Origin of the sequence: Paenibacillus sp. PsM32 (genome assembly GCF_030433815.1) — a bacterium.
In the GTDB taxonomy this organism is placed as follows: domain Bacteria; phylum Bacillota; class Bacilli; order Paenibacillales; family Paenibacillaceae; genus Saccharibacillus; species Saccharibacillus kyungheensis.
Genome location: NZ_JARUWY010000013.1, coordinates 102515 through 113766 on the forward strand (window position 1 = coordinate 102515; position 11252 = coordinate 113766).

The 11252-nt window shown below is 34.9% G+C and carries 11 protein-coding genes; 2 read left to right on the forward strand and 9 right to left on the reverse strand.

Annotation, left to right across the window (positions count from 1 at the left end):
- Positions 1–76 precede the first annotated feature (76 nt).
- The 8 genes from glpK to QCD85_RS20345 all read right to left on the reverse strand — a co-directional run bounded on the left by glpK (position 77) and on the right by QCD85_RS20345 (position 7917).
- The gene (glpK, locus tag QCD85_RS20310) at positions 77–1570 is read right to left on the reverse strand and encodes a glycerol kinase GlpK (protein WP_204827051.1); all 1494 of its coding nucleotides are present in this window, start codon (positions 1568–1570) and stop codon (positions 77–79) included.
- A 54-nt stretch (positions 1571–1624) separates the two neighbouring features.
- Positions 1625–2446, reverse strand: a complete 822-nt coding sequence (locus QCD85_RS20315) for an MIP/aquaporin family protein (RefSeq protein ID WP_274171854.1) — start codon at positions 2444–2446, stop codon at positions 1625–1627.
- 205 nt (positions 2447–2651) lie between these two features.
- Positions 2652–3212 (reverse strand): glycerol-3-phosphate responsive antiterminator, encoded by a 561-nt coding sequence (locus tag QCD85_RS20320; protein WP_301263708.1) that lies wholly within the window; start codon positions 3210–3212, stop codon positions 2652–2654.
- Positions 3213–3249: 37 nt separating this feature from the next.
- Entirely contained in the window at positions 3250–3843 is a 594-nt protein-coding gene (locus QCD85_RS20325; protein ID WP_420540675.1) for a DJ-1/PfpI family protein, read from the reverse strand.
- 233 nt (positions 3844–4076) lie between these two features.
- Positions 4077–5327 (reverse strand): MFS transporter, encoded by a 1251-nt coding sequence (locus tag QCD85_RS20330; RefSeq protein WP_301263709.1) that lies wholly within the window; start codon positions 5325–5327, stop codon positions 4077–4079.
- Between the two features lie 10 nt (positions 5328–5337).
- Positions 5338–6291, reverse strand: a complete 954-nt coding sequence (locus tag QCD85_RS20335; RefSeq protein ID WP_301263710.1) for a hypothetical protein — start codon at positions 6289–6291, stop codon at positions 5338–5340.
- Between the two features lie 2 nt (positions 6292–6293).
- Positions 6294–7346 (reverse strand): arginase family protein, encoded by a 1053-nt coding sequence (locus QCD85_RS20340; protein WP_301263711.1) that lies wholly within the window; start codon positions 7344–7346, stop codon positions 6294–6296.
- Positions 7333–7917, reverse strand: a complete 585-nt coding sequence (locus QCD85_RS20345) for a hypothetical protein (protein WP_301263712.1) — start codon at positions 7915–7917, stop codon at positions 7333–7335. The genes QCD85_RS20340 and QCD85_RS20345 overlap by 14 nt, the downstream gene beginning before the upstream one ends.
- Positions 7918–8490: 573 nt before the next feature.
- Between QCD85_RS20345 and QCD85_RS20350 the strand changes: the two genes are divergently transcribed.
- Positions 8491–9369 (forward strand): helix-turn-helix domain-containing protein, encoded by an 879-nt coding sequence (locus tag QCD85_RS20350; protein WP_274171848.1) that lies wholly within the window; start codon positions 8491–8493, stop codon positions 9367–9369.
- 194 nt (positions 9370–9563) lie between these two features.
- On the forward strand, positions 9564–10517 hold the full coding sequence (locus QCD85_RS20355; protein ID WP_274171847.1) for a bile acid:sodium symporter family protein: 954 nt from the start codon (positions 9564–9566) through the stop codon (positions 10515–10517).
- Positions 10518–10754: 237 nt separating this feature from the next.
- Here QCD85_RS20355 and QCD85_RS20360 read toward each other — a convergent pair whose 3' ends face one another.
- Positions 10755–11183 (reverse strand): RrF2 family transcriptional regulator, encoded by a 429-nt coding sequence (locus QCD85_RS20360; protein ID WP_301263713.1) that lies wholly within the window; start codon positions 11181–11183, stop codon positions 10755–10757.
- Positions 11184–11252: the final 69 nt, after the last annotated feature.

Consider the following 11252-nt stretch of genomic DNA (forward strand, 5'->3'; position numbering starts at 1 on the left):
AAAAACCCCTTCTCTTGAATCTAGAAAAGGGGTTTTTGCTATTACATATTTATTCAATTCTATTTGCTTACTTTATTTATTTAAAAGCCATAGTTGCATGAACAGCTTTTTGCCAGCCAGCATATAGACTTTCACGACGGGACTCTTCCATATTCGGTGTAAATTGATCATTTAATTCTTCATGTGCTGCGGCAATCTCATCAAGACTTGTCCAATAACCTGTTGCAAGTCCTGCCAGATAAGCTGCTCCTAGCGCTGTTGTCTCATTCACTACAGGACGATCTACAGGAACGCCTAGAATATCGCTTTGGAACTGCATTAAGAATTTATTTTTTACTGCGCCGCCATCGACTTTCAATGATTCTACTTTAAGCCCTGTATCGCTTTCCATTGCGGTTAATACATCTTTGGTCTGGTAAGCTAGTGATTCTAATGTAGCACGAATAAAGTGTTCTTTGGTTGTTCCGCGGCTGAGACCGAATGCGGCTCCACGTACTTCACTATCCCAATATGGACTACCCAATCCTACAAAAGCAGGTACAAGATATACGCCATCTGTTGATTCTACACGTGCAGCATAAGCTTCACTATCTGCCGCATCTCGGAACATACGTAGACCATCACGTAACCACTGAATAGCAGAACCAGCTACAAAGATACTTCCTTCTAGTGCATAATGAATTTTGCCATCTACACCACAAGCGATCGTTGTGATTAGACCATGCTCGGAGCGGATCGGTTCTTCACCAGTATTCATAAGCATAAAGCAACCTGTACCGTATGTGTTTTTGATCGATCCTTTTTCATAGCAAGCTTGTCCGAATAGCGCTGCTTGTTGATCTCCTGCTGCGCCAGCAATCGGAATATTTTGACCAAAGAAATGATAATCAACGGTATGCGCATAGACTTCAGAAGAAGGACGCACTTCTGGCAACATCGAAGCTGGAACACCTAGAATATCTAACAACTCTTCGTCCCATTTCAATTCATAGATATTGTACATTAATGTACGAGAAGCATTAGAATAATCCGTTACATGCGCTTTGCCACCGGATAATTTCCAGATCAACCATGTATCAATAGTACCGAACATTAACTCTCCACGTTCTGCACGTTCACGTGTACCTTCAACATGATCGAGAATCCATTTTACTTTCGTACCGGAGAAGTAAGGATCGATCAACAATCCTGTTTTATCACGGAAAGTTTGTTCTAGATCACGCTTTTTCAGATCTTCACAGATTTCAGCACTTTGGCGAGATTGCCATACCAGTACATTATAGACAGGATCTCCTGTTTTGCGATCCCAGACTACAGTGGTTTCACGTTGGTTCGTAATACCGATCCCTGCGATTTGTACAGGCTTGATTCCAGACTCGGACAGACAAGAAGCGATAACCGCTAGAATCGAACTCCAAATTTCATTCGCATTTTGTTCTACTGTACCTGGCTTAGGGAAATACTGTGGAAATTCACGTTGTGCCATGTATACAATTTCACCTTTTTTGTTAAACAAAATTGCGCGTGAGCTTGTTGTTCCTTGATCCAGTGCCATAATATATTTTTCCATAAATAAGTTCCTCCTTGAGTGGTATACATAGTGTGAATAGTTTTAGATTTAGATTTAAGCGGTTACTTTGCTAGAAACAGATTCTTGTGTTTTGCGACCTGAACGATGAGCGAAAAACAAGCAAACCACAGTAACCAGTAATAGTACCCATAACATCGGAGTACTTTGACCCTGAAATACATTTTTATAAAATAGACCGCCGATCGAACCGCCTAACAATGGGCCGATAAATGGAACCCAAGCGTATCGCCAATTGGAAGATCCTTTACCAGCAATCGGTAACAATGTATGCATCAGACGAGGACCTAGATCACGAGCTGGATTAATAGCATACCCTGTTGTACCTCCAAGCGACAATCCGATACTAACAACTAATAAACCGACAATCAATGGATGAACACCTTCTGTAAATTGATTGGCACCCATAGATAACAATACCATGACAAAAATAAATGTACCGATAATTTCACTCAACATATTTCCGACAGGATGTTTAATAGCCGGTGAAGTTGAAAACACGCCTAATTTAGTCGCAGGATCTGGAGTTGCTTTCCAGTGCGGTAAGTATTGTAAGTAGACCAGTAATGCGCCTGCCATAGCTCCGATCATCTGTGCCAGAATATATGATGGAACCTGACTCCATGGAAAATCGCCGTTAAATGCAAGTGCTAATGTTACAGCCGGGTTCAAATGAGCCCCACTAATATCGCCGACAGCATATACTGCCATTCCTACTCCAAGACCCCAACCTGCGGTGATAACCATCCAACCAGAACTTTCTGCAAAAGATCCTTTGAGTGCAACCCCGGCAGAAACACCAGCGCCTAATGCAATCAGAATCATCGTTCCTACCAATTCAGCTATAAATGGTGACATTATATTTCCCTCCATTCGAAGTAGCAAGTTATTTCAACCGATAGACAACAGAAAAAGCCACTGCAAACCACCCCTTTAGATGTAGGGGTCTTTGCGTGGCTCTCCGGTTCTCCGTCACATTATTAACTTGATAAGTTCATCATATCGTAACATGTAAGCGGTGTCAACATGACAATATTCATGTGATCTTCATTATTATTGTTTTTTACTTGTCTGTACGGTAATGAGCAAACAACTGATCATTGGATGTCGTAACCGCTGTTGCCCCCGCAGCAAGTGCTTGTTCCACATCATTAGCTGTACGAATCAACCCACCTGCAAATACAGGAATATTGGTGCGTTCAATGACTTCTTTGATCATATGAGGAACTACTCCGGGTAAGACTTCAATATAATCAGGCTGTGTCTTTTGCAATAAAGCATAACTTTTCTCCAGCGCAATCGTATCAAGCATAAAAACACGCTGAATAGCGATAACTCCTTTTTGCTTGGCTTTCAAAATCATATTACCGCGTGTCGAAATAATACCGTAAGGCTTAATCTCCTGGCACAAATATTCAGCTGCATACTCATCATTTTTGAGACCATGTACTAGATCGGCATGCAAAAACATTTTTTTGTGATGATGATTTGCCATTTTATAAATATTTTTGAGTTGAGCAATATGGGTATCCAAAAATACTCCATATTCATACGAACTGGATAAGATTTGTTCAAATTGCTTCATACTTTTGGCTGCTGGCAAAATCGCCTGACCGTGAAACATCGTTAATCACTCTTTTCTCCCTAAGTAAGTTGTTTCATTACATCTCAATATCTATATCCATTCGTTTGATGATAGTTCGAGCACAGTCTATATTAACCCATTCACTTACAATATGTAATGCCAAATGGATACCTGCCGAGATTCCTGCGGATGTCATAATCGATCCTTGATCTACAAATTTCACACCTGATTTGACGATCACATCAGGATAATCTTGTTGCAATCGATCCAGATCCATCCAATGAGTAGTTGCTTCTAGACCTTGTAACAGCCCTGCTTCTGCTAGCACCAATGCACCGGTACAAATAGAAGCTAGTAATTTCACCTGTTGAGCTTGTGTTTGTATCCATTTGATAATGACAGGATCATGAATAATGATTTCTTCTGCCCCGTACCCACCGGGAATAATTAAAATATCCATTGCAGGCATATCTTGAATCGCATAATCCGGTTGCACTTTTAGTCCGTTACGAGCACTGATAAGTTCACCATCTGGAGATATCGTATGTACTTGAAATAATTTCTGCTTATCTACCGTCTCTGCAAGTGAAAACACTTCAAACGGCCCTGCAAAATCCATTACTTCCACTTCATCAAACAACAAAATACCGACCTGATAACGTTCTGGGATATCATTATGTATTGGCATATTTGATCATTCTCCTTATGTATTGAAATGGTTGTTACTGTAAGGGATGCTAACCTCATTTTTTTGCGAATTGGATGTATTTCTCTATCATGCCTTATATGTGAAATAAAAAACAATAGAATTTAGATTAAATTAATATCTTTATATAGTTATCGCATTCAAAAAAGCATGTCATGAAGACATGCTTGGATATTGTACTCATATGATGTTTCACGTTATGAGACATAATCATCTTCTAACGATTTTCTAGGAAGGATGATATTTTTCTCATTTTCATTCCTAATATTAGGTAACAAAAAGAAAGAAAATATAGATAATGTTATCATATAAATTCCAATGATATAACCCACATACACTACGCTTGTTTGTTGAATTAAAAAACCGATTAAAAAGAAACCTGGCAAACTTGCTCCTTGCATTAACAAGGTATAAAAACTTGATACTCTTGCATAATAATCTTGAGACGTAATTTCCTGCAAATAAGAATTAATAAATGTCAAAAATACGCCTTGAGCTATACCACCTATCATCAACGAAAATAAAAGTATAAAAAAAGGAAGCTTCATAGCATACATCAAAATGACAAGTCCAAAAATTAAACTGGGTAGATAAAATCCTAGCTTTTTATTGATTGTACTATACCATTTGGGTCCTAAAAAAGAACCAATTACAATACCGCATAGTGAAAATGTTGTGATCAGGTAAAGATCTTCTGTACCTAATTGTAATACATCGTTTAGATATGAAATTAAAAAAATATCAATAGATGAACCTATTAACCATGCACAACCAAATATAATAAAGATTTTTTTTATAATTTTAGTATTTTGAATAAATTTCAATCCTTCTACAGCAAGTTGAAATGTTTTTTCTGAGGAATCAGCACGATTGATAATCTGTGGCTTTATTTGAAAAACTATACATATAGAGACTAAAAAAGAAATTATCACTATACTTAATAACGCGTTTAACTCTAATCCTATTTTAATAAGAAATGCACCTAATGAATAAGATAATAACTTGCCTGTCATCATAGCTATTTGTAATTGCCCATTGGCTTGCGGTCTGAGATGTTCAGGTACAATCCAACGAAGTAAAGATTGACTTGCAGGTAAGAAAAACATGTCATTAATAGTAATTAGGAATAATAAACAATAAATCAGTATCGGTGAATAGGTAACATACAAATTCATTATAATAAAAACAAAAATTAATATTGCACGTACAATATCTGTAGCTATCATTGTTTTTTGTAAATTAGATTTTTCTACAACTGCTCCTGCAGGTATAGCGAATAAAAATGCTGGAATACCCGCAGCAAGATAATAGAAAGACAACCCTATGCTACCAGTATTTTTTAGTTCCAACATTTTCAATAATACTAAAAATAACAAGCCATCCCCAATCAATGCGACAAAACGTGCTGAAAACAAATAAATAAATTGTTTATTTCTCCACAATTCCATAATATTTACCTCAACTTGTTTTAGTTTCGTACATGTGACCTGTTCTCAAATCAATTCCTAAGCCATATTCTGCTTCAACCCAATCGATATTAGGAGTAGCTAGGTCTTGATTTGTCGCTATTTCTTGCCAATTTTCTACATAGTGATGGTGTCTATACCAGAAGCGCCATAAATCTGGACGATGCAATAAAGATTCTCGAAAAAATTCATAACTTTGATCGACACCTTCTTTAATATTTGATTTTGATACTGCAAATGGTTTATAGGCAATTAATCTATTGTAACCAGGTTGAGGCTGATCAGCTAAAATAACACACAACTCTTTTTTTAATAAAGAAACAAGTCGATAAATACCACTTCTCATGTTTACAGAAGAAGTGATATGATCACAAAACATAGGTTGAGAATCTTCTCCTGAACCTGTATTACCATCTAAATATAAAAGAATATTTCCTCTATTCTTTAATATACGTACTAATTTCAAGCCACTTCCATGTTCTTCTGAAATAATATAGTTAACATCTGCTTTTTTTCTTATTTCATTCCATTTGTGTAGATCTTTTTCGCTTTCATAAGAATCTGTATCTACAACCACATCTAAAGAAGATGAATGTTCTTTAACTAGTTTGATTAGCTCTAAAGCTACATATCGATAAGCTCCATAATGAAAAGTACCAAATACACCTTTATTTTTGATACATTCTAATATATGTTCTTGACCAATAATTTCATCAAATCCTGTAAACAATTCTGGCTGAAAACGATACTCATTTTGTTCTAAATTATTAAGTCTATACTGCATCCAAATTTTTTCGATATCTGTAGAAGATGTATGATCTAAAGGCAAAAATTCCTTACATATATTCATTAAAGCCATAAAATCATCATACTCAACTCCTAGTTCTTTTTCCGTTTGAAGTAACTGATTCAATTGACTTTTTAAATCTTCAGTTTTTATATTCATCATCATTCTCCTCCATTTATTATATTTTTGGATTTATTCAATACATTGAGTAATTGAGAAAAAATATTTATGATTACATCGTATTGATAAGGAATATGATCTGTATTTGCCCCCTGTCCTTCTACAACATCAAAGCCAATAATATTAGGCACGCTCTGAAACATTTGCAACACTTCAAATATCTGTTCTATAGAAGCCCCTCCAGAAGAAGGAAAATCAACATATGGAAATATAGAAGGATCCAAAACATCTACATCGAAAGAAATATAGAAATACGAATTTTTATTTAATAAAGGCTCTATTGCTTTCTTTACCGAATTAACATTTAGCTTTTGACTAGAAATATAAGATAAATTAGTGTGTTCGTAATACTGACCTAGAGAACGCAAGCCTCTAACTCCTAATTGAACAACATGCTCTACAATTTGATCTTGTATTAAATGGCGTACAAAATTACCATGATCTACTTCTACATCTAAGCGCAACGGATCCGAACCACAATCCAGATGAGCATCGAAGTGAATATAAATAATATTTTTCCCATTCTCTTTTAATTGCTTCAAAATATAGTATGTAATAGAATGGTCACCGCCAATAAAAGAAAATTGAGATTCTGTAGAGCAAAAATGGTCTATATACGTGTTTAATTTTGATTCTAATTCTTGTTTTGATTGTTCTACAAATGTGATATCTCCTAAATCATTCAGTACACAATCATGAAGAATTTTTTCATTATTCAAATCCAAAATTCCGCTAGTATATAGATCGTTTAGGGAAGGATAAATTGGTGTCTTGGTACTCAAATAACGTAATGTATGGGGAAATTGTTCTACTGAACTATTTTCGTGATTAGAACCTGAACTATATGGAACTCCGACAATATGAATACTGTTTGCATTTACAGGAACATCTTCCTGAATATTATAGAATGTTAATTTGTTTTCTTTGCTCCGTATTGAAATATCCTCTGATGTCCAAAAAAATTCTAATGATTCATCGCTTATAATAGATTCTCCACGATTATTTTTCTCCAAAATATATTTAATATTTGTCATATTCTAACCTTCTTTCTTTTAAAATATTACGAATGAACTTCACTGCAATTTGTCCCCATATAAATAGGCTAAGTACAAGATATGTGACTTTCTCTATCAATAAAGGTTGATTCCAAATCTCTAACAATCCATTCCATGCAAAAATCCAACTGCATCCAAAAATAATGGTTAATACAACACTCCACTTTTTTGCAGCTTCTGTTTTTAAATTTTCCAGTACATAATATCCATCCAGACCATAAAAATATAAAATATTAAAAAAGATATAGGGCATATACACCAACGAAATTAACGACAAACTTATAGAAAAAGGTTGAATAATACATAAAACAGAAAATAAAAATTGTACAACTACTCCTGCAAAACTAATTATTATATTTTTTGAAAATGTAATAGGATACGAAAATGAAAAGTACGTTTTAAATTCTATCTGATAGGAGTTTCTTTGCTTAGTAATAGCGACTTGTTCTGCTCCCAAAAAATAAGCACTCAAAGCATGACCTAACTCATGAATATAAGTGCTTATAAAAGTAAAGAAAATGTATATAATCATGACCTCTATAATGATCATTTTCTACATCACCCTTATTAAATAATAGAGGTGTAAAAAGCCGGAGCTCTTTACACCTCTTAAGTATTTTAATTAGCAACGACCTGCAGCACAACGACCGCTTGCACAACGTCCAGAAGCTGCTCTACGATTAGCTTCCATTTCTTTTAAATCTTTAATATCAACAGGTTTTAAAACAATACTTTTTTTCATAATGGGTTCCTCCTTTCTAGAATAATATCTATTAAAAGTCTAATTAGACCTCTAACCCATTCTCGTGAGGTAACTCTACTTCTTTGGATACTTGAATTTTATCTTTTTCAATGGAGATGTTTTTGGTGACTGTGCTTATTCCCATTATGAAGTTAACAGCTGATAGAAATACTAATCCAACACATAATGACCTGAATACATTTTTCACGATCAACACCTCCTGTTTATTAACTAAGTTCAGCATACATTATTATTAAAATTCATGAAAAACGGTTCTAGTCTTATATTTTTTAGTTTTTATGCTACTAAATAACATATATTTGCTCTAGCGTGATAAAATATAATTGTAGGAATATTCCATTTATATTTGAGGAGGAGATTATGTACCAATACACAACTATTGGATCAACCTTAAAAAAATTCAGATTAGAAATGGGAATGTCACAAACACAATTGGCAAAAGATATCTGTACGCAAGCTCAAATTAGTAAAATTGAAAAAGGAGATATTCTTCCTTTAAGCAGTACTTTATCCGAATTAACGAATAGACTTGGTATTACACTGGATTATTTTTTTTCAGTTGTTAAAAGTCCTGAGTTTGATTATGTGAATGATTTTTTCTACTTTTTACGAAAACACGTTAGAGATAAAGAATATGATGAAGCACTATGGATGGTACAAAAAGAAAAAAATAATCCCTTATTTAATTCTCCAGAAAAAAAACAATTCTTATTGTGGCATGAAGGAATGTGCCATTTTCAAATTCATAAGGATGTTGACTACGCTACAAATTGTCTTTACACTGCTTTACATTTAACCTCAAGGATTAATTTGATCTATTCTGAACGGCAAACTGAAATACTTAATAGTTTAGGAATAATTCATGATCAATTAAAAAATTTTTCTAAAGCAGCTGAGCTTTTTTCTCTAGCTTTGGATAGTTTAGAAAAACTCCCACTCATTCAAGATAAAAAAATCCAACTCCGCATCTATTACAATTTTTCTAAAACTTTAATCAACCTTGAAGAATATCAAAAATCTATATTTTATTCAGAAATCGGAATTAAATTATGTATACGTGAAGAAAATCTCTATTTGTTTGGAGAATTACATTATCAGGTAGGTAGCAATTTGATTAAATTGAATCGTATTGAAGAAGGAAAAATATATATTTTTAAGGCACGTTGTATTTTTGAGTTAACGAATAAAACGAAGTTAATATCTATTATTGATAAGGAATTACAATTGTTGCCTTCCTAAATCAAAAATAGATAGAATTAATAAAAATTTTATCAATAAAAATAATCAAAACAGTAGCCATGTAAAATCTTTTATAGTAAAATTTGCATACCTTAGTTTTTGCGCATTAAAGCGTTGATGAGCTATATTTTTATAATTGCTTGTCAAAACAATAACTAATTATGTATATATTACTTAGAATAGGAGATTACATCATGAATGCTGTAGCCAAAGTTAGTAAGTTTGTAGGGGATACATTTTCGATCTGGGTGATATTATTTGCGTTACTTGGATTTTTTATGCCCGGTGTATTTACAGGGTTGAAAGGACAGATTTCGTTATTGCTTGGAATCGTGATGTTTGGAATGGGATTGACGTTGTCTTCTGCTGATTTTCGCGAAGTGTTTCGTCGTCCGTTAGATGTTGCATTGGGAGTAGTAGGACATTATATTATTATGCCGCTACTTGCTTATGGTCTAGCGATTGCGTTGCAACTTCCGCCTGATATTGCTGTGGGTGTGATTCTTGTTGGTTGTTGTCCAAGTGGTACATCTTCTAATGTTATGACTTTTTTATCTAAAGGAGATGTAGCGCTAGGCGTATCTATCGCTTCTGTATCGACTTTGATTGCTCCACTAGCTACACCGGCGATGATTTCGTTACTTGCCGGACAATGGATGGATATTAGTGCAAGCAGTCTTATTCTAGATATCCTCAAAGTCGTGATCGTTCCTATTGTACTAGGCGTTATTGTAAAATCACTATTTCGCAAACAAGCAGAAGCGGCTACAGTGGCATTGCCTTTTGTTTCTACGCTTGCGATTGTATTGATCGTCTCGATTGTTGTAGGTCTAAATCGCGACAAAATTGTGGAAACAGGATTATTGATTTTCCTTGTCGTTATTTTACATAATGGACTTGGTTATTTGCTCGGATATTTGTTTGCCAAAGCGATTCGTATGAATCCTGCACAACGTAAAGCTATTGTTTTTGAGACAGGTATGCAAAATTCGGGGCTAGGAGCAAGTCTAGCTGCAGCTCATTTCAATCCTTTAGCCGCTGTGCCAAGTGCCATTTTTAGTGTATGGCATAATATTTCAGGTTCGTTATTAGCAACATGGTTTGCTCGTCGTGCTGCCAAAGAAGAACAACAGACAAAAGAGACTTAATATTTTTTTGAAAGTACAGCTCCTTATATTCAGCAAGTAGGATAATACTTCTGTCTATTCAGTCCATACAAAGACTCTATTTCAATAACAACTGTACGATGTTGTTGAGAAATAGAGTCTTTATGCTGAGTACTTACTGTCCTTTGATATACTTTTCAGTTTTACGTTTATCCTGTGCTTCGTGTATTGATATAACCGCTCTGCTTGTAGCTGAATAAGAAATTACACAACATCCGTCTAATAATCATCTAAATCTTCTATAATATCAGCTAATGTGAATTGTTGAAGATAATCTATCACTTGTTGTTCTGCGCCTTTCATGATGTTACTCAATCGCTGATTTGCCTTTTGGCTATCTTGTATACCATCAGCAGTATGCAACTCATGAATCGGTTGTTCGATACGAATAGCAAGATAGATAGCAGACAACGTTAATTGATCGGCTGGCATCCGCAAAGTATAACCACCGTCTCGTCCTTCTCGGGTATCTACAATTTTATGACTGGCTAGTGTAGCTAGTATTCTTCGTAAAAAGGTTGGATGGGAATGAACTTGAGCAGCAAGCATCGCGCTGGATAATGTTCCACCATTTGAAGCAAGCCCGGCAAGAGCATGAACAGCTACACTAAAGCGTGCGGGTCCAATCAATTTAGCTCGTGTCGTCATAAACGCCCTCCCACTTGATGTTGATGTTGATGTTGATGTTGATGTTGATGTTGATGTTGATGTTGATGT